Genomic DNA, 18,570 nt, shown 5'->3' with positions numbered 1-18,570 from the left:
GGAACGGTTGTGAGCGAATATGAAATGGCCATTGAAAACCTAATTGACGCAGTTAGCTCGGATTGGATTAGCATCATTTTAGCTATTTTAGTCTTAATTATGGGGATTGTCGTCTTCATCTATGTCATCATGACAATCGTCGACATGTTTTTATCCAAGGATATCGTCTGGGGAATCGTTGAAGTCATCGCTCTATTCGTGGGACTGGCAGTGCTTTTGTCCGTCTTCTACTATTGGAATCGGAATCGGGTCAAAGCACAGTTTGGTCTCTTCCTCGTCTTGTTCTCTCTCGCAGTGAATGTGTACTTCTTCGTTCGTTATGCGGACGAAATCAACGCTGTCTTGAACAGCGTGTACTAGAAAAACGAGGGGGCATCTCCCCTCGTTTTTCATCGTTACTGGAAAGGTGGTGTTTCGCTTGAAACGTCGCGTGATTCAACTGATCATCATGGTCATCAGTGTCATCTTGCTTATCGGTCTTTTGTTTTGGCTTGATGTCCTCATACCCGTACTAATCGGGATTGCCATCGTCGCACCGCTCGTCGTCGGATGGCAGATTTTATTTGACCAAGTACAACCTCAAGGAAAGCTCGCCTGGTTACTGACCGTCTTCTTTATTCCGTTCATCGGCGTCTTGGCATGGGTCATGTTCGGACGCACTCCCCGCCGTCATCGACGCTTCAAACGGACGTCATCAGAGATTCGGATGCTACGGCAAGCAATCGAAAGTGAGAAAATCGAGACCTCACCTGACGTCGTGTCCTCTTTTCCGTTGACACGGACACTCGAAAAACTAGGGGCCACGGGTGCGGACGCTCATACCTCGACTAAACTGCTCGTCAACGGGGAAGAAAAATTCGATGCATTGTTAGACGCCATCAACTCTGCAACCGATCACATCCACATCCAATACTATCTCTTTCGGACGGATGACATTTCGTTAAAAATTAGAGACGCCCTTATCCAAAAATCGAATGAAAATGTCATTGTCCGCTTTCTGTATGACGGGCTTGGCAGTCAAGAAATCGGGGAAGAGTTCATCCAACCGTTACGGGAGTCCCGTGTCCACGTTCAGGCGTTTGACCCTGTCTTACATCCATACCTCGTGTTTAACGCCAACTTCCGCAACCATCAAAAACTGATTGTCGTGGATGGGCGAATCGCGTTAACAGGCGGGTTGAACGTCGGGGATGAATATCTTGGGAAGAATGATAAACTCGGTTTCTGGCGTGACACCCACCTCCGTCTCGAAGGTCCGCTCGTCCGAGAATTACAGCAGCTCTTTGTCGAGAACTGGCTATACGCAGGACAAGGGACGAGTGATGAAACGTGGGATCTGTTCGCAGATGAAAAGCACCTCTCTCAGTACTTTGTCAATGAACCAAAAGGGCAAAACGGAGCGACACAACTACTCGTCACATCACCTGGTAAAGACGTCACGATTCGCGATGGACTCATGCGTCTGTTGATGGATGCCAAAGAATCAATTTGGCTCACCACCCCATACCTCGTCCCTCCACCTGAATTGTTGGCGATTCTCGAAGTCGCAGGTCGTAGCGGCATCGATGTCCGAATCGTCGTACCGGGCAAAGGAGACGAATGGTTCAGCTTTCATGCGACCGAGTATTATTTTGAACAACTGTTGAAGCGCAATATCAAAATTTATAAATACAACCGCCATTTCATCCATGCGAAAACGCTCCTGATTGATGGTAAAGTTGCCCTCGTCGGATCAGCCAACTTCGATTTTCGTAGTATGTTTCTAAACCACGAGATGATGATTGCCCAATTCGATACTACATCCATTCAAGAACTGCACGAGGCATTCCTGAAGGACTTTGAAGAATCCATTTTAATCGATTGGACCATGTTGCGGAAAAAGACGACCGGCAAACGTTTCGTCGAAGCGTTTTGTCACATTTTCTCGCCACTCCTTTGACGCATTCGCCAAACAAGATACGTCATGGCGACGACACCAACTAAAAACAATTGCCATCCAATCGTTAACTGCATCGCTGCCGTCACCGCCAGTCCTTCCATAATCAAGGCAGGAATCTTTCCAATCGTACTTGCTACTGCGAACGAGGCGAGGGTCATGCGACTGAACGCCGCCGATAACGTGACGAGACCAGAAGGAACGAATGGCATAAGACGCATCCCGAGGACGAGAAACCAAGCCTCGGCTCCTTCGGACTCCCGAAGCCGTTGAAATCGGCTACCATTCGGGGAAACATAACGGTGTAGGGCTTTCCGATAAAGAATGAAACTCACGACGGCGCCAACTGCTTCCCCGACAATCGATACGAGGATGCCCGGCACGAGACCGAGGACACTCACATTGATGGCTGTCAAAAAAGCACTAGGGAGGACACCGGCGACCGCAATCACACTATTCAGTAAAATACTGATCATCAAAAATAAAGGGAGCGGGAGCAGTTCCCATTCCATAACAATCACTCTTTCTATTCACAAAATAAGGACCATGACGCGCTTGTCATGGCCCTTTACTATATCATAGCGATGATGAAGAGGTCGCACCTGTTTCATCCCACGAGTCTTCATCGACTGGTGGTAGATGTTTTTCTTCTGTTTTCGATACGACAACCGCACATGCCGCATCCCCCGTGATATTGACTACCGTTCGAAGCATATCAAGAATTCGATCGACCCCGATGATGAGGGCAATTCCTTCTACAGGTAAGTTGACTGACTGAAGCACAAGCGCAAGCATGACGAGTCCGACTCCCGGTACACCCGCTGTACCGATGGAAGCGAGGACCGCCGTGATGACGACTGTCAACAACTCAGTCATCGTTAGATCAGCTGCAAACACTTGCGCGATGAAAATCGTCGCAACCCCTTGCATGATCGCCGTTCCGTCCATGTTGACCGTTGCCCCGAGTGGTTGTACGAACGACGAAATCGAACGCGGCACACCGAGTTTTTTCTGTGCGACTTCCATCGATACTGGAAGCGTCGCGTTTGACGAAGAAGTCGAGAACGCGAACGTCATCGCCTCATAGAAGTTCTTGAAGAAGAAGACTGGGCTCATCTTCCCGATGAAGTAAACCGCTGCCCCGTAGACAATCGTTGCATGTAAGAATAGCGTCAAAACGACGGCAATCATATACCACGCCATCGCGACAACCGCGTCGAGACCGATGCCTCCGATCGCCGAAGCAATCAATGCGAATGCGCCGTATGGAGCGAGCTTCATCACAAGATGAATCAAATACATCATGATGCGATCACCTTGTTTGACGAATTGACGCCACGTTTTCGCCTTATCCCCAAGGGCAATCATAGCGAAGCCAATCAATGCCGCAAAGACGATGATTTGAAGCATGTTTCCTTCAGCGAGTGCCGTAATCGGATTCGTTGGAATCATATTGACGAATGTCTGTACGATATTAGACGATTCCTCGGTCGCCGTTGATTCAAATTCAAGACCTGTCGTTTGGAAGTCCCCACGCTCCCCTGGCTGTAAGACGGATGCGACACCCATCGCTAACATGATTGCGAGCGCTGTCGTAACTAAGAAGAACAGAATCGACTTCGACCCGACTCGACCTAGTTCTTTCGGGTCCCCGAGACCCATGACGCCTAAAATAATTGAGAAGAAGACAATCGGTACGACTAACATTTTAATTAAATTCAAAAAAATCGTTCCGACCGGAGATAAAATATACGGATTCACAATCTCATAAACATTATCCGGCAAGCCCGCCAATCCGAGACCAACAACAACACCTAGCGCGAGACCGATTAAGATTTTTTTCGTTTCGCTCATCGTATCACCCTTTCTTTTTTTCACAATGTAGTCAGTATATCATAATACTGAATTTTCATACAATTACAACTGAATATCTCTTCAGTTACAAAATCTCTTGAAATTCCCAAAAACTTGAAACAAAAAAGATTGGAGACGAAAATTCGTCCAATCTTTTTACTCAGCGTCTAAACGCTCGAGCTCTGCATGAAGTTCAGTCGAGTTTGCCCAAATCTCAGGGCGATGTTCTTGTAAGAAGTTCGCTAAAACATCGCGGGACGGAGCGTCCATCATGTCGATTAAAATCCGACCCTTTAACGATTTATCCATTTGATTAACGTGATACGGTAATAATTTATAACCCCGTCTCGCTTCCACGTCAACTAACATGTCACATGCCGCGACGCCGCCATAATAAAAGCCTTCCGGTTTTCGACCGACCGTCACCCACACGATCCAATACGGTTTCCCGTTCGGTACCGCTTCCGGGTCCGTCAAAAACTTAATCCGTTTCTCGATGGCAGACTTGGCGTGCATCGCTCCCATATCGATTGTTGCAACGCCTTCTTCGACATCGATGATGACCGGAGACATGTTATTTAAACTAAGCGAACCGACACCAAAACCACCGTGTCCGTCCGTCGCATCGTCTGAAATAATATTAAAATTAATGTCTTTCATGTTCCACCCTCCCTCTCTACTGTACACAATGATATAGGATGGTGGCAATCCTGAGTCATACCCACTCGATTTGAAAGCGCCCCCCTGGACCGATCTGTTGGATTAATGAACGATCTTCTTCAATAATTCTTCCGATGACATTGACGCGCTCATCTGCCGGCAAATCCCGCTTCGTTATTTGCAGTTCCCCTGCATAACGACCGTAACGTTCATTGTCGATCGTGACACTGCCGAGCACTCGTTCTTCTGTATCTCGCGGTTGAATCAAATGGTCCCCAGGTCGTCCATACGCTCTCGATTCGACCGAACGGATGACGTCCCGGGCTGGGTCCATCCGATTCGTGTGACTGGTTATAAGCGAATCATCATGATTTCGTATAGTCGCTCGAAGAACGATGACGCCCTCGTCGTACTCCCGAAACTGTCGCATCGTCTGATTGGATATACAAGGATCCCCAATCAAGATTCGATCGACCGTCGCTTGTAAATCGATATAACACGCAAACGGAGATTGGTGGCGGTGCATCTCGAGTGTCGGTAATGTCTCATGAAGGGGGCCGCGTAACCGTTCATCTCCAGGGATGAATGCTTGTACCTTGATTCCTTTTGACCGGAGCCAAAGATTTTTTTCATCAAACCATGTACGGTCCAGCCCCGTTTCCGGACGAGGATAAAAATTATGCCACGCTTCTACGCGTTTTCGTTGTAATCCATACCGATGCATCTCTTCAAGCTCCGTTTCCGTGAGCGTACTCGCATTGAGGGCGACCTTCATATGTCGTGACAAATCTGCCACTTGTTTCGGTGTGACACCATAGTCAACACGTAACCCTGTGACGCCCCACTCCAACAGTGTATGCGCATCGTCCCAGGTCTTACCGAGTGCCTGTAGAGACGATGGGGCGATATCTGCCACGAGTTCCATCTTTAGACGCCTTGCCAACGTCCCTAACTGCTCGAGTCGTCCTGTATATAACGTCGAATCGTCTTCCGGAATATGAAGCGACGTGAAGATGCTTGTAAATCCGCTCTCTCGCATACGTTCGATCCAATCAATGGACGCAGACGTCAGTTCCTCACTTAAGTAAACCGAAATTCCTCTCATGTGAATCCACCTTTCCGAAAGTAGAGAAAAAGATGACTCGACTCGAGCCATCTTTGTTTGTCAAATTCCGTCCGCCATCTCTTCTTTGAAACCGAAGAAATAAGTGAACAGGAAGCCTGCCGTATATGAAATCAATAGTCCGGCAATGTACGTCAAATACATGCCATTATCAATCAATGGTGTGAGCGATAGACCGGAAACACCAACCCCGAGCGCCGCTGTCTTCATTGTCGCTTGGAAGGCACCACCGACCGCGGCCCCGAGACATGCCGTTAAGAATGGACGTCCGAGCGGAAGCGTGACCCCGTATAGGAGCGGCTCCCCGATTCCAAGGAAACCTACCGGAATGGCCCCTTTGATAATATTGCGAAGGCGTGGGTTGCGCGTCTTCACAAAGATGGCAAGCGCTGCACCGACTTGACCCGCCCCGGCCATCGCCAAGATTGGGAGAAGAGCCGTCGTTCCGACCGTGTTCAACAGTTCCAAATGGATTGGCGTCAAACCGTGATGCAATCCGACCATGACAAGCGGTAAGAAGAATCCGGCCAAGAGTGCCCCTGCGACAGGTCCCCCGAATTCAAGCGTCGCATTGATTCCTCGCATGATACCGTCTGACAATACGCCAGCTACCGGCATGATTGCATACAAAGCAGTAAATCCAACAATCAAGACTGTAAAGAGTGGTGTGAAAATAATATCAATAGATACCGGCATGAAGCGACGAATGTGCTTCTCGATATACGTCATGAGCCAACCGGCAAAAATAACACCGAATAATCCACCACGCCCGACGACGAGCGGCTCCCCATAAATGACGATGTCCGCAAGGAGCGGGTTGAACAGGATCCCCCCGGCAATCGCCCCGAGTACCGGCGTTCCTCCAAACTCTTTTGCCGTGTTCCAACCGACAAGGATGGCTAAGTACGCGAAGACCGTGCTACCGAGCACGAGTAGAATCTGCATCCACGTTTCTGTCCGGTCGACGCCGGCGTTGACGGCAAAGTTCGCTGCCCCGTTAATGATCCCCGATGCGACAAGTCCCGGAATGAGCGGAATGAAGATATTCCCGAGGCGGCGAAGGAATCGTTTGAACGGTGACTTTTGTTTTTCTTTCACCTTCTGGCGTTCAATCGCCGCACGCTCCTCTAACGTCAGGTTCGCATCAACCGACTCTTCCCCGATGGCGAGCCCTGTCTCATGACTCATATAATCCGCGACCCGATTCACAGTACCTGGACCGACGACGATTTGCAGCGTCTCATCATTGATGACACCCATGACCCCGTCGATCTTTTTCAATGCGTCAATCTCTGCCTTCGTCACATCCTTCAGCGTCAGTCGAACACGTGTCATACAATGCGCGAGTTGACGGATGTTCTCTTTCCCCCCGACATGTGCGAGGATATCCCGTGCTAAAACCTCTTCTTTCTTCATCTCGATTTCCCCCTTATAGCGCCTCGCGTACGAATCCGTTCGCGCGCTCTAATCGTTTGACAGCCTCCTCATAAGAGACGTCCGCTAAAATCATGACGATCGCCGTTTTGACGTGCCCCTTGGATGACACAAAATAACGCGCGGCCGTTTCCATGTCGACCCCTGTCGCTTCTGCAATCATCCGTTTGGCACGCACTTCTAGCTTTTCATTCGTCGGTTGCACATCAACCATCAAGTTTTGATACACTTTTCCTACTCCAATCATCGACGTCGTCGAAATCATGTTGAGGACAAGTTTCTGTGCTGTTCCCGCCTTCAATCTCGTTGAACCGGTCAGTACTTCCGGTCCCGTTTCCACTTCAATCGGGTAATCCGCATGTCGACTGATGACCGCATCGCGATTACATGAAATCGAAGCTGTTGTGGCACCGAGTTCCCGTGCATAATCGAGACCTCCGACCACATATGGTGTTCGACCGCTCGCTGCAATCCCCACGACCGTATCCTCCGCCGTCAAATGAAGCGCTTTCAAATCTGTGACTGCCAATTCCTTACTGTCTTCTGCTCCCTCAACGGCTTGAATGAGCGCGCGTTCGCCGCCGGCAATCAGTCCGATGACTTGATTGGGTGACACGCCAAACGTTGGCACACACTCCGCTGCGTCTAGAATTCCTAAACGTCCGCTCGTACCTGCACCGATATAAATCAAGCGACCGCCTTTACGAAAGGATGCGATGACTCGCTCCACGACTTGGGTGATGACCGGGAGTTGCTCTTGAATCACTTGAGGAACTTTTTGATCCTCTGCATTCATAATCGTCAATCGTTCCTCAATCGACATCTCGTCCAGGTGCATCGTTCGTTCATTCCGTCTTTCTGTAGCCAATTTATCTAGCATCGCCACCATCCTTTCTTCTCTATGATTTCATCGTACTATATTGAAGTTTAAAGTCAATTTATAATTTAATTTTTATGAAATTTAATTTCAAAACGGATTCAAAGAAAAACTCACTCTGGACGAATGAGTCGTTTCTTCAGGACATGAACGCGCAAACCCTTATTCGTGATCGAATCCTTTTCGTATACATAGCCGTTCCGCTCCCAAAATCGGCGAGCTCTAACATTATGAGGAAGCACGCCCAACCGAAACTCCGTTTGATACGGGTGCATATACTCTTCTTCCACTTGCTCATATAACGTTTGCGCCAAGCCAGTCCCGTGAAGGGTCTCATCGACGATGAACAATCCGAGCCAAAGCGAACCGTCCACGGGATGTCGTTTCAACAGGTCCGCGATGGCGACAACCCGTCCATCTTCACGAATAATGAGACTGACGGTGCCATCCGCTTCAAAATCCGCCACGTTCTCGTCACGAAACATCTCGACAGATTGTTCATTCAACCGAGCGAAGATATGTTGATGCATTAAAAAATCTTCTAACGCCGGTCGATCCTCGGCAGTGTATGGTCGAATCATCGGCGCAATTTCACCATCTCATCCCGGGCTTCTGCGTATCGATCGATCAACCCTTCTCCTTTTCGGTGGAGGAGTCCCATGTATAACGTATCGATAATCGTCAATTGCGTCATCCGTGAGGCGATACTTGCGATTCGGAAGTCACTCTCCACGTTCGGTGTACAGAGTCGTACGTCTGCTTCCCGATAGAGTGGTGATTTATCTAAATTGGTGATGGCGATGACAGGCACTCGTTTCTTTTTCGCAAATCGAACGAGTTCGAGCACATCTTTCGTTCGTCCGGACGTGCTGATTGCGACGAATACATCAGACTTTCCTAAATGCGGAATCAGCGACAACATATAATGAAAATCGGGAGAGGTCGTGGCCGCATATCCCAGTTTCGTGAACTTATATTGCGCATCGATTGCCGCAGTCGAAGACCCCCCGACCCCGTAAAAGATGACGCGATTCGCACGAGCGAACAGGTCCACTGCATGTTCAAGTTCTCGTTTGTCCATCGCTTCGGCGCACGCCTCGATGGCTGCTTTGTTCACATGGATGACTTTTTGGAACGAGTCATACGGCGTGTCCTTTTGCTGGAGGACGTTAAAGTCCGTCAGAGTCGTCTCCGTGACAGCCAAGTCTTTCACGAGCGCGAGCTTGAACGCTTTAAAACTATCAATCCCGACGACTCGTGCGAAACGAACGATACTCGCCTCGGATACATCCGTCTTTTGCGCAAGCTCTTTTGTCGTCATGTTTGGAATGAGTGTTGAATGGGACAAAATATAGTCGGCGATCTTCTTTTCGACCGCTGTCATATCCTCTTTCGCTAAATCAATTTTCGTAAGTAAGGATTCCATTTGGTCATCCCCTTCCTGCAACTGTTGTTCTTTTATGATAGCGGATTCCTTCCCCATATTCCAATCACCTAAAAAGATCGAGCGTACGCCCGATCTATAAGTTGTTCGTATTGAATGTGTCACCACCTTGAATCGATCCGTTCTCAAATCCTCTCTCGAACCACCGCATGCGTTGTTCCGATGTCCCATGTGTGAACGAGTCTGGCGTCACATATCCACGTGCCTGACGCTGCAGCGTGTCATCGCCAATCTGATGCGCGGCATTCATCGCTTCTTCCACGTCCCCCGCTTCAAGATACCCTAACCCTTGCGCGTGATGAGCCCATACGCCGGCATAGTAGTCTGCCTGCAACTCAAAGCGGACGAGATAGCGATTGAATTCGGTCTCGCTCATCTCGTTCCGAAGCGGCATGATTTCTTCTGTCGTCCCGAGAAGCGTCTGGACATGATGCCCGACCTCATGGGCGACGACATAAGCCATCGCAAAATCTCCTGGCGCATTGAAACGTTGACTCAGTTCATCATAAAAACTCAAATCGATATATAGTTTTTGGTCGCCAGGACAATAGAACGGACCAACAGCCGAGCCGGCAATACCACAAGCGGATTCAACCTGTCCGGAAAATAGGACGAGCGTCGGCTCTTCATAGGTCATCCCGTTTTCAGCGAAGATGTCTGTCCACACTTCTTCCGTATCCTTCAAGACGACCGCTACGAAGTCTGCCATCTCCTCTTCACGAGCCGTTCCCGTATACGTCCCCTCCGATTGAGGTTCCCCGATTCCGATGTTGTTGACGAAATCGGTCGGGCTTCCCCCATTCAATAATGTAAAGACGATGACGAGAATCAATCCGAGACCACCCCCGACCCCGGCAATCCCTTTTCCTCCGATGCTACGCCCACGTCGATCCTCGACGTTCCGGCTCTGTTGTCTTCCTTTCCACTTCATCCCGATTCCTCCTACATTCGCTCTGTCTTGTTTATTACCCCAAATTCGGTAAAAGTGAGCTCATGTTTCTCTGTAGATGAGAATTTTCTTTTCTAGAGGAAGGGGATTCTCTACAATGAAAGAGACTTCAGCAAAGGAGGAATGACCCATGCCTTATGTAACTGTAAAAATGCTCCCGGGCCGTACCGTGGAACAAAAACGCGCGTTAATCGAAAAGGTGACGGATGCCGTCTCCGAAACGACGAATGCGCCAAAAGAAAACATCACCGTCTTCATCGAAGAGATGGATGCGACACATTACGGACAAGCCGGTGTGATGCACGCAGATAAGAAGTAAGCGACGAACGGACTCCTGATATGGAGTCCGTTTTTTGTTCTAGTCTTCTCGGTTCACGTCGAACCGTTCACTCGGTACGGTCGGCTTAATCAAGTGACGTGTCGCTCGCCAGATGTGGTAGCCGATACGGTCGAGCCAGAGCAATACTTGTACTTTTTGTATCGTCTGGTCCATCTCCAATTGGTTCGCTGCCGTCTCTTCTAACAGCTCCGAACGATGTGCTTTCCGATACTCCGCTAGTTGTTTTGAGGCCTGTTTCCACAGCTTCGAATCCTCTGGTGGCGTATGATGATTCAGTTGATTCACAAGGTCAAGCTCATGCAACACGAGTTCTCGTGCCGCTAAAAAGTCCGTGTCCCGAAGTGCGTGGAGGGGTTCGACTTCTCGCAAGACATATAACCAGCGTTCCAGATGATCGATCGTATGCAAAAGGGATAGATGTTGCCCATAATCATTTTGCTTTCCTTCATCTTCAAGACGTATCGTGCTCAAAAAGACACGGACATCGCTCAACGTCTTGTCGACGAGCGTCAATTCATCTTCACGAAGACGTCCCTCACGGACGAGCAACTCGGTCTCGTTCCCTAAATAACGTTCGATTTCAAGTAAGGAACGTCGTGCCGCTTCAAGAGCAACGGTCGGGAGTTGTGACATGTTTTTATCGAGCAGACGTGTCAATTTTTCGGAGCGACTCGGAATCCACTTCAGTAATCGCCGTGCGAACGTTTGATAAAATGGTAGGAATAAGATCACACCTAGTAGATGGAATGTCGTATGGAATAAGGCGAGACGTAATAAGTCGTTCCAGTTGAACCAATCGGCTACTCGATTGACGACCTCGAAGAGAACAGGGAACGTCAGCCATCCAATGAGGACGATTGACACGTGGTAGATGGCATGCCCCAATACAATGCGTCGGGCTGACTTCCAGCCTCCGATTGAACCGAGTGCCACGACGAGGCTCGTCCCCGCACTTTGACCAAGCACCAAATAAGCGGCTTGCGGGAGTGAAATCGCCGCCGTCGCGAGAGCCGTCATCGTTAACACGAGTCCAATCGTTGATGACTGAAGGACGGCGGTCATCATCAATCCGATTCCAATCAGAAGTGCCTGATGCAGAACGGTCATATCACCGGCCGAGCCAAACGAGAACGTGACGACATCCCGCATCGCTTCTTGAAGTGTCCCAATCCCAACAAAAATCAAACCGATACTCACGAGCAACAGTCCCACACGGCGAAGGCGTGGACGAGAGAGACGAAACGCCATCCCGATTCCAATGAGCGGCAGAAACAACTGGCGCACGTCTAAGTTATAGCCGAGGATGGCAATGATCCATCCCGTCGTCGCACTTCCTACATTGGCTCCAATGACAAGAGGTAACGATTGCGTGAATGTCAGGAGCCCCGCGCTCACAAACCCAATCGTCATTAGTGTCGTCACCGAGGAAGATTGAAACAGGGTCGTCAGCATTGCACCGAGAGTCGCCCCTGACAAAGAGCCGTCGGTGAATTGATTCAACCGATGACGCAATCGTGTTCCCGCCCATTTTTTGAGCGTATCTGTCAGTAACGTCATCCCGAGTAAAAAAATTCCGATTCCACCAATCAGTGTCGCAATCTCCATCGTGTCACGCCCCTTCGCGTGTTTAATCGTCCTTCAATGTCGATAAAATCCACGATTTTTCATTCGCATAATCTTTTAAATTCAATAACACATCTTCCGGATAATAAATTTTCTCGTCCGACTGCCTCGAGTTCAAAATGGATTGAACGAGCATCGAGACCTCTGAAATCTCTTTTCGCTCCCCGTCATTCATCTGTAGATAAATCCCCTCGTATTTGCCTTGCCCTTTATATAAATCGTATGGCAATTGACTCAATTGATCTTCAAGCAGATAGTATGTCGGTGGAAGCCCGATCGTCTCCATCGTCTGTCGCAAGCGCTCCATATAACGGACACGATTCGCTTCCGGGAAGTTCTTATATTTTAATAATCGGCGATTCACGAAACGGCTTGAAAGATCAGCTAGAATGGCATCGTCTTCCTCCATCCACTCTTGGAAATAGAAATAGACGACTGCCTCGTCTAGCCTTAAATACTGTTCGAGTGACATACCGGTGCGTTCAAAAATCGGCAAGAAGTGTTTCGGCGTCATGTTAAACTCATAACCACTCTCATAGAGTTCCTGCGCCCGCTCAAGAATCGCTTTTAAAAGAAGATCACTCGACCGTGTCGCCGGATGAAGGTACACTTGCCAATACATTTGATAGCGACGCATAATATAGTCTTCAATCGTATGCATCCCCGACTGTTTGACCACGACTTGATCTTCATCCGGACGTAAGACGCGCAACATGCGCTCTAAATCAAACTTTCCATAACTGACGCCCGCAAAGTGAGCGTCGCGTAACAAATAGTCCATCCGGTCGACATCAAGCTGTGAGCTGAGCATATTGACGATCAAGCGATTCGGATGCGTCTTATTGATGATGGAGGCCACTTCTTCCGCAAACCCGACCCCCATCTCAGATAAAACCCTATTTACTTCGGTTTCCCCTAAAATGATGCGCTCCGTCCATACTTCATGACGAACGGAAAAGACGTGTTCGAACGCGTGCGAGAATGGACCGTGTCCGACATCGTGCAAAAGCGCTGCTGCCAACAGTAATTCACGGTCGCGGTCGTCCCATTCCGGGTACTGTTGGAACTGATCGATTAACTGGCGTGCGATTTCATATACGCCGAGCGAGTGATGGAATCGCGTGTGCTCCGCGCCATGAAACGTCAAAAATGACGTTCCAAGTTGTTTGATGCGACGCAAACGCTGAAACTCTTTCGTATTGATCAGCTCCCAAATGAGGTGATCGTAAACATAAATATATCGATGTACCGGATCCTTGAATACTTTCGATCCGGATAGTTGTCCTCGAGACGAGTACATGACATGCCCTCCTACGTTTCGTTATGTTCTAGATTCGACTTCAAACGAATCGTTCCCTCCATGCTATAATGAGGAGGAAAATTTTTTGTGAAAAGGAATTAATGTATATGATCCATCCATTGTTACAACAACCGAGCTATCGCATCATCGATCAGTCGAGTCTTGGCACGCTGTTTCAAGCGGAACAATCGTTCGCGACCGATGATACGTTATGTGCGTCAACGCAAGAACGAGGTGCCGTCTTGCGGGCATGGGTGCACACCGATACGATTGTACTCGGAATCCAGGATGCTCGGCTGCCTCATTTGAAAGAGGGAATTCGCTACCTGCATGAACAGGGATTCCGTCCCGTCGTCCGAAACTCAGGCGGATTAGCCGTCGTGCTAGACGATGACGTCCTCAACCTTTCTTTAATTTTACCCGAGAAGGACGGGATTCAAATCGACAGCGGTTATGAGGCCATGACCTCGCTCATCCAACACATGTTCCAAGACGTCACGAATGACATCGTCCCAGGGGAAGTCGTCGGTTCATACTGTCCAGGAAGTTTCGACTTGTCGATTGACGGCAAAAAGTTCGCCGGTATTTCGCAACGACGCGTTCGTGGCGGTGTCGCCGTTCAAATTTACTTGAGCGTAAGACAGAGCGGAAGCGCACGTGCTGAAATCATCCGTGACTTTTACGACCTTGCCATCCAAGGGGAAGAGACAAAGTTCACGTACCCAACCATTGTACCGGAAACGATGGCCTCACTTGAAGACTTGCTTGGGATCCCACTTACCGTACAAGACGTCCTCACTCGGGCCTACCGCGTTCTTTCCACTGTCAGTTCGCTCCAAAACGCGACATTAACGGCAGACGAGCAAACGATGTTTGCAAGTCAGCTCGAACGCATGTGGAAACGGAATGAGCCGTTACGCGACATTGAACAACAATTAACAGAGGAGTGATTCATCCAATGTTTAAACTGATCACAGACACCGGAGCCGATTTGACACACGATCAAATCATCGAATACGGTCTTGAGATTTTACCGCTCGGTGTCATCATCGACAACGAAGAATTTTTAGACGGCGAAACGATTCAACCGAAAGAAGTATACGATGCGATGCGTCAGGGTAAGACGCCAAAGACGTTCCAAATCGAGGCGTCACGAATCGAACACTGTTTCCGTCAGCATCTCGAGGCTGAAATCCCGTTCTTATATCTTGCTTTCTCCGGAGAACTCTCCGGTACATACCAAACCGCTGTAATGGTCGGCGAAATGTTGAAAGAGGAATACCCAGACAGTACATTCACGGTTCTCGATACACGGACCGCCTCTGTCGGACAGGCATTGTTCGTCAAAACGGTCGCAGCGTATAGCCAAGACCATACGTATGAAGAAACGGTCGAGTATGCCACTTCGCTCGTCGGCAAAGTCCGCCACTTGTTCACGGTCGAATCGCTCGAATATTTGATGCGGGGCGGACGTGTCTCGAAGGCGAGTGCTTTCATCGGAGACTTGTTGACGATTTTACCGTTATTGACGGTTGAGGACGGCAAGCTCGTCCCGATTGAAAAGGTACGCGGTCATAAAAAGGTCATGCGCCGGATGGTCGAATGGACAGTCGAATCGAAGTCGATCGTCGAGAACGGAGACCTCTTCATCGGTCATGGTGACGACCTAGAAAAAGCCGAACAGTTCGAGAAGATGGTCCGCGAACATCTCGAACCAGAGCACATCACGAAGACACTGGTCGGGTCTGCCATCGGTGCCCACACCGGTCCCGGTCTACTCGTCATCGCCTATTTCGAGGCATGAAAAAATGAGCTCTCCCGATTTTCGGGCGAGCTCATTTTCGTTTAGCGATTCCAGTTTTTAAATCCATCACCGAACTGCGCGTAATTTTCGTCTTGGAATACACCGTCCACAAATTTCGGTACATCTACCGGCAACTTCCCTTGTGGCTTCACTTCACCGAAGATGGCACGAATGCCTGCCGGTAAGTTCGGACCTGCCGACTTCAAGTTGCCCGCCTCCGAATCTGGACCGTTCGGATCGCCTTTGAATCCATAGATTAAGAGATGTGCCGGGGCATCCGGTTGAACGGCAATGTCGTATGGGTTGCGCAAACTGAGTAAAACCGATTGTTTCCCTGTCTCATTTGCATAACGGAACACTTCGGCCGGTACATAATGATCAGCTGATGTCGGTTTTAATTTCGCGCTGTTGTTCACGTTCGAACCGACGATGATATAGTCAGCCGCCTCAACTTGTTGCCGTAGTGCCGGATTTTGTTCTAGATGTGGGGTCGATGCTGAATAATTGGCCGTGATGACGTTCACGTCTTTCATATTCCCTGCATTCTTTTCTAGTGACTTGATCGTTTTCACCATGCTATCCGTTTGGTCTTTCGCTGGCGACAAGACGAGCACTGTGTCCCCTTTTTTCGGTTTAAATGGGAGTGTCTTCTTCTCGTTCTTCACGAGCGTGACAGCCGCTTCCGCGATTTCACGTTCCTTCGCTTTATGTTCAGCGCTTCCTACCGTGGCATTCGCTTCTGCGAGCTTCATCTCGAGCGTCGTGGAGTCCATCGTTTCTCCCCAAATGCCACGCTCTGCTTTCAGTTTTAAAATACGTTCTACTGATTCATCGATGGTCGCCTCCGATAAACGTCCATCCTTCACTGCCGCAATGACTTCCTCAAAGATTGTCTCGAGTTTGATCACATCCGCCTCTGAGCGTAAAATCGTTGGCATGAGTGCGATGTCTCCCCCTGCTTCAAACGTTTTGATGACCGCTTCTGCTTCCGTAAAGTTGTCTGCGATGGCTTGCATGTTGAGTGCGTCGGTCACCACGATTCCTTCATATCCGAGTTCCTCACGAAGCACTCCCGTGATGACATCGTCCGAAAGCGTCGCCGGGAGCGGGAACGTGCCGCGTTCCGATCTGACGACCTCGTCCTCGATTTGTGGCATCCCGATATGCGCCGTCATGATCATGTCAATCCCTTCCGTGATGGCGCGTTTGAACGGTAACAACTCGAGTCCGCGTAACTCGTCGAGTGATTTATCGACAATCGGCAACCCGTAGTGCGAGTCGACGGCCGTATCCCCATGACCTGGGAAATGTTTCGCCGTTGCGGCAACACCTTGATCTTGAATCCCTTGTGTCATCGCGGAACCAAGTTCACCGACTAGTTCAGGATCGCTCGAAAACGAACGGACGCCGATGACCGGATTCCCTGGATTGTTGTTGACGTCTAACACTGGTCCGAAGTTCACGTTTACCCCGAGTGCGTGCAATTCAGAACCGATGATTTCCCCTGCATCATAGGCATATTGACGGTTACGCGTGGCCCCGAGCGCCATATTCCCCGGTAGATTCGTTCCCGTCCCAAGGCGTGTCACAATCCCACCCTCTTGGTCGATCGTGACGAATAACGGGATATCATTGCTGGCATCTTGTTTCACGACTTCTTGCAAATCATGAACGAGTTTCGTCGTCTGTTCCGTCTCCTTCACGTTCTCCGCAAACAATATCACTCCACCGAGATCGAAACGATCGATGACACGCGCCACTTCCGGTGCAAGAGATGTATGGTTCGCCCCGTTCCATAATCGGAAGTCCGGCATGATCATCTGCCCGATTTTTTGTTCGAGCGTCATCGACTCTAGCTTCGTGTTGACGCGCTGGTCAATCGACATCGTCGGCGTCCCTTCCGCCACGACCGCGTCTGCTGCTGGAACCGACGAGACGAGCAATGCCGTCGTCAATCCGAGTGTTGCCGTCCAATTCAGTGCCTTGTTCATGTTCCCACTCCCCTTAGTCAAATTTGGCTGACCCCCAAACGAAAAGGCATGGAGGAAGAAGCGTTGCCTCATCAACGCTCGTTCACCCCATGCCTGATCGCATCAGTTACATTTGGTCCTTATTCAGGTGGTCAACAACAGTATAGCAACTCCACTTTTTAGAAACAATTGCTCAAGTGAAAGCGTAACCATTTTGAAACAATGTTTCTGTTTTGATACACAGTGAACTGTATTGGCAAAACCAATAATTTCTGTGGTTCGTTTTTGATTCGTTTTTTGGTAAACTCAATTCGATACAGGTTAACTTTCAAAAAGGGGGAAATTATTGTGGCAAGAGGGGAACTGAAACGTAAGCCGGAATGGTTAAAGATTAAATTAAACACGAATGATACGTATACCGGCCTAAAGAAAATGATGCGCGAGAAAAATTTACATACGGTATGTGAGGAAGCGAAATGTCCGAACATTCATGAATGTTGGGCGGTACGTCGGACCGCGACCTTCATGATTCTTGGAAGTATCTGTACACGTGCTTGCCGTTTTTGTGCCGTCACGACTGGGAAACCGAACGAGCTCGATTGGGAAGAGCCAAAGCGTGTCGCCGAATCGGTTCGACTTATGAACTTGAAACACGTCGTCATCACGGCTGTCGCGCGTGACGACTTGAACGATTACGGGGCTACTGTCTTCGCAGAAACGGTTCGCGCGGTTCGCGCCATGAACCCGGAGACATCGATTGAGGTGCTCCCGTCAGACATGATGGGTGACTTCTCTGCCTTGCAGACGTTGATCGATGCGGGTCCTGACATCATGAACCATAACTTAGAGACAGTCCGTCGCCTCACACCGAGAGTCCGTGCGAAAGCAACATATGACCGCACGCTCGAGTTCTTGAAGCGTTCGAAAGAATTGAACCCGGATATCCCGACGAAGTCATCGATCATGGTTGGGCTTGGGGAGACGAAAGAGGAATTGATTGAAGCGATGGATGACCTCCGCGCGCACAACGTCGACATCTTAACGCTCGGTCAATACTTGCAGCCGACGAAGAAACACCTTGAGGTGGAACGTTACTACCATCCAGACGAGTTCGCCGAGTTGAAAGAGATCGCTCTATCAAAAGGATTCTCACATTGTGAGGCTGGTCCACTCGTCCGTTCGTCATACCATGCGGATGAGCAAGTACACAAGGCGCGTCGCCACACGATGTTGCCAATCGACTAACAGAAAGAAGA

At 49.4% G+C, this 18,570-nt stretch carries 18 protein-coding genes; 6 read left to right on the top strand and 12 right to left on the bottom strand.

The features are described from left to right. Positions 1-9 precede the first annotated feature (9 nt). Positions 10-360 carry a hypothetical protein gene (locus KD909_RS01935; protein ID WP_012727432.1) on the top strand — a complete coding sequence of 117 codons (351 nt, stop codon included), beginning with the start codon at positions 10-12 and terminating at the stop codon, positions 358-360. Between the two features lie 49 nt (positions 361-409). Then, complete coding sequence (gene cls, locus KD909_RS01930; protein WP_249199057.1) at positions 410-1,939, top strand: cardiolipin synthase; 1,530 nt, start codon at positions 410-412, stop codon at positions 1,937-1,939. Here cls and KD909_RS01925 read toward each other — a convergent pair. The 9 genes from KD909_RS01925 to KD909_RS01885 all read right to left on the bottom strand — a co-directional run bounded on the left by KD909_RS01925 (position 1,915) and on the right by KD909_RS01885 (position 10,259). After that, entirely contained in the window at positions 1,915-2,448 is a 534-nt protein-coding gene (locus KD909_RS01925; RefSeq protein WP_074035619.1) for a TVP38/TMEM64 family protein, read from the bottom strand. The genes cls and KD909_RS01925 overlap by 25 nt on opposite strands. Before the next feature lie 64 nt (positions 2,449-2,512). Continuing rightward, on the bottom strand, positions 2,513-3,790 hold the full coding sequence (locus tag KD909_RS01920) for a dicarboxylate/amino acid:cation symporter (RefSeq protein ID WP_211782197.1): 1,278 nt from the start codon (positions 3,788-3,790) through the stop codon (positions 2,513-2,515). A 156-nt stretch (positions 3,791-3,946) separates the two neighbouring features. Next, on the bottom strand, positions 3,947-4,450 hold the full coding sequence (locus KD909_RS01915) for a YwhD family protein (RefSeq protein ID WP_012727436.1): 504 nt from the start codon (positions 4,448-4,450) through the stop codon (positions 3,947-3,949). A 55-nt stretch (positions 4,451-4,505) separates the two neighbouring features. Further along, entirely contained in the window at positions 4,506-5,555 is a 1,050-nt protein-coding gene (locus tag KD909_RS01910) for a DUF871 domain-containing protein (protein WP_211782196.1), read from the bottom strand. 60 nt (positions 5,556-5,615) lie between these two features. Further along, entirely contained in the window at positions 5,616-6,989 is a 1,374-nt protein-coding gene (locus KD909_RS01905) for a PTS transporter subunit EIIC (protein WP_211782195.1), read from the bottom strand. 13 nt (positions 6,990-7,002) lie between these two features. Continuing rightward, the gene (gene murQ, locus KD909_RS01900) at positions 7,003-7,896 is read right to left on the bottom strand and encodes an N-acetylmuramic acid 6-phosphate etherase (protein WP_211782194.1); all 894 of its coding nucleotides are present in this window, start codon (positions 7,894-7,896) and stop codon (positions 7,003-7,005) included. Positions 7,897-7,997: 101 nt separating this feature from the next. Then, the gene (locus KD909_RS01895) at positions 7,998-8,465 is read right to left on the bottom strand and encodes a GNAT family N-acetyltransferase (protein ID WP_211782193.1); all 468 of its coding nucleotides are present in this window, start codon (positions 8,463-8,465) and stop codon (positions 7,998-8,000) included. Then, on the bottom strand, positions 8,462-9,310 hold the full coding sequence (locus KD909_RS01890; protein WP_211782846.1) for a MurR/RpiR family transcriptional regulator: 849 nt from the start codon (positions 9,308-9,310) through the stop codon (positions 8,462-8,464). Before KD909_RS01890 ends, KD909_RS01895 begins: the two co-directional genes overlap by 4 nt. 94 nt (positions 9,311-9,404) lie before the next feature. Continuing rightward, entirely contained in the window at positions 9,405-10,259 is an 855-nt protein-coding gene (locus KD909_RS01885) for a KPN_02809 family neutral zinc metallopeptidase (protein ID WP_211782192.1), read from the bottom strand. 148 nt (positions 10,260-10,407) lie between these two features. On the opposite strand from KD909_RS01885, the gene KD909_RS01880 reads away from it, so the two are divergent. Next, the gene (locus KD909_RS01880) at positions 10,408-10,596 is read left to right on the top strand and encodes a 2-hydroxymuconate tautomerase (RefSeq protein WP_012727443.1); all 189 of its coding nucleotides are present in this window, start codon (positions 10,408-10,410) and stop codon (positions 10,594-10,596) included. A 39-nt stretch (positions 10,597-10,635) separates the two neighbouring features. Here KD909_RS01880 and KD909_RS01875 read toward each other — a convergent pair whose 3' ends face one another. Further along, entirely contained in the window at positions 10,636-12,222 is a 1,587-nt protein-coding gene (locus tag KD909_RS01875) for a Na/Pi cotransporter family protein (protein WP_211782191.1), read from the bottom strand. 22 nt (positions 12,223-12,244) lie between these two features. Then, on the bottom strand, positions 12,245-13,540 hold the full coding sequence (locus KD909_RS01870; protein WP_211782190.1) for an HD domain-containing protein: 1,296 nt from the start codon (positions 13,538-13,540) through the stop codon (positions 12,245-12,247). A 107-nt stretch (positions 13,541-13,647) separates the two neighbouring features. On the opposite strand from KD909_RS01870, the gene KD909_RS01865 reads away from it, so the two are divergent. Continuing rightward, positions 13,648-14,490 carry an octanoyl-[GcvH]:protein N-octanoyltransferase gene (locus KD909_RS01865; protein WP_211782189.1) on the top strand — a complete coding sequence of 281 codons (843 nt, stop codon included), beginning with the start codon at positions 13,648-13,650 and terminating at the stop codon, positions 14,488-14,490. 8 nt (positions 14,491-14,498) lie between these two features. Continuing rightward, complete coding sequence (locus tag KD909_RS01860) at positions 14,499-15,344, top strand: DegV family protein (RefSeq protein ID WP_012727447.1); 846 nt, start codon at positions 14,499-14,501, stop codon at positions 15,342-15,344. 41 nt (positions 15,345-15,385) lie between these two features. Here the strand turns inward: KD909_RS01860 and KD909_RS01855 are convergent, their stop codons facing one another. Further along, on the bottom strand, positions 15,386-17,335 hold the full coding sequence (locus KD909_RS01855; RefSeq protein ID WP_211782188.1) for a glycoside hydrolase family 3 protein: 1,950 nt from the start codon (positions 17,333-17,335) through the stop codon (positions 15,386-15,388). 288 nt (positions 17,336-17,623) lie between these two features. Here KD909_RS01855 and lipA point away from each other — a divergent pair, with 288 nt between their 5' ends. Then, positions 17,624-18,559, top strand: a complete 936-nt coding sequence (gene lipA / locus KD909_RS01850) for a lipoyl synthase (protein ID WP_324292278.1) — start codon at positions 17,624-17,626, stop codon at positions 18,557-18,559. Positions 18,560-18,570 lie beyond the last annotated feature (11 nt).

The organism is Exiguobacterium sp. PFWT01 (assembly GCF_018255795.1).
In the GTDB taxonomy this organism is placed as follows: domain Bacteria; phylum Bacillota; class Bacilli; order Exiguobacteriales; family Exiguobacteriaceae; genus Exiguobacterium.
The sequence above is the reverse complement of the archived record's forward strand: the minus strand, read 5'-3'. Positions and strand labels throughout refer to the sequence as shown.